The sequence below is a fragment of the uncultured Campylobacter sp. genome, from assembly GCF_938030815.1.
GTDB lineage: Bacteria > Campylobacterota > Campylobacteria > Campylobacterales > Campylobacteraceae > Campylobacter_B.
In genome coordinates this window covers 1-1,486 of the sequence record NZ_CALHII010000284.1, presented here as the reverse complement: position 1 = coordinate 1,486, position 1,486 = coordinate 1, and the positions used below count along the sequence as shown (strand labels likewise).

At 46.9% G+C, this 1,486-nt stretch carries 2 protein-coding genes and 1 pseudogene; all 3 read right to left on the bottom strand.

The genetic code is table 11. From position 1 onward, the window contains the following. Positions 1-448, bottom strand: a 448-nt coding sequence (locus Q0277_RS10645) for an ABC transporter substrate-binding protein (RefSeq protein ID WP_297997925.1), incomplete at its 3' end; no start/stop codon positions are given. Next, positions 357-938 (bottom strand): ABC transporter substrate-binding protein, encoded by a 582-nt coding sequence (locus tag Q0277_RS10640; RefSeq protein ID WP_297997915.1) that lies wholly within the window; start codon positions 936-938, stop codon positions 357-359. The genes Q0277_RS10645 and Q0277_RS10640, both read right to left, overlap by 92 nt. Before the next feature lie 272 nt (positions 939-1,210). Further along, positions 1,211-1,486 (bottom strand): annotated as a pseudogene (locus Q0277_RS10635) (hypothetical protein); the annotation flags it as partial.

Below are 1,486 nucleotides of genomic sequence, written 5' to 3'. Positions count from 1 at the left end.
GCCACCACTCGCCAAGCGCCATGGCTTCGGCAGTCGGATAGCCCCACGCTTTGGCGTATTCTGGCATCATATAAATTTTATCCTCTTTAACTGCGCTTAAATTTGCAAGTTGCGGGTTGGATTTGAGCTCGGCGGGCACCTGAGGGTAGCGATCCTGCACGAAGATCATCTGCGGCGCCCACGCTAAAACTTGCTCTGCAGATACCTGCTTGTAGCCTTTTATACTCTGCGCCGCGACGTTTTGCGCGCCTGCACGCATAAACATTATGCCCGTGTATTTGCCGCTACCGTAGATCGTAAGATCGGGATTTGCCATGTAAATTTTAGGTCTTTTATCCACGATGAAGTCGCTAAATTTAGCCTTTAGCTGCTCTTGCGAGATTTTGACGAAGCTTATGAGCTCGGCGGCCTCTTTCTCGCGGTTTGCTACTTTGCCGAGAAGCTCTATGCCGTCGTAAAAAACCCTCGGTGTAGGCCGCCTCATCGTTTTTGAAGGTCGGATTTAGCTTGCCCTTATCGGCGGCGTCGCTGCGCTGGAAGCTAACGGCGACGACGGGGATTTTGAGCTCCGTCATTTTGTCGATGTATTCTTGCGGGATGTAGTTCGTGACGATCACGACGTCGGGCTTTAGCTTAAGCACCGCCTCGTAGTTGATAACCTTTAGATCGCCGGGGGTTGGCATATCTTTTAGGCTCGGCGCTAGACGGACGTAGTTTTTGCCGAGCGACTTTTCCCACGACTCCTGCACGCCGACGACCTTATCCAGCGCGTTTAGCTCGTTGAGCGCGTTTAGGCTTTGGTGCTGAAGCACGACTATGCGCTTAACCTGATCAGGCAGCGTGACGTCGCGACCTAGCTGATCGGTTACGACGCGATCTGCAAAAAGCGAACTCGCGCACAGCGCAAGAGCTAGCGCGAAAGAGTGAGGCTTACTCATTTTCTATCCTTTAATTTAGATTATATACTTCTTAATACGCCCGATTTTGCGCGCTTTTTAGGCGGTTACGTTTAGAAAATATACTTTGAAATATTATAGATTTTTAATGATAAATTTTAGGTAAAAGATGAAATTTTAAAGTAGGGCGAATTTGAAAAATTTACATCGGCATATGAATTTCGCATAGAATTTTGCGGTGCGATATGGAATTTGTGAAGCAAATTTGTGAAATTTTAATCGGCTCGCGCGTAATTCTAAGCTAGATTTATTATTTATTTTGCAGGCGTCGACCATAAGTTTTTATTCCAAAGCTCCGCACCCGAAATTCCTTTAATCCTAATCCAGGCGATAAGTTCTAAAATTTCAGATAAAATGATTACCGTAAGTGCAGCATAGCGGGCAGGTGCGCTGCCATACCATGGCTTATCGACGTGGAGTATTTCAAGAAGCTTAAGAAGCGCTTCCCAAATTAAAGTTATCACGGCGTAAATATAGAAAATTTTGCTTCCGCTTGCCTTGCCGAGCAAGTATAGCGTGGCGACCCGCTT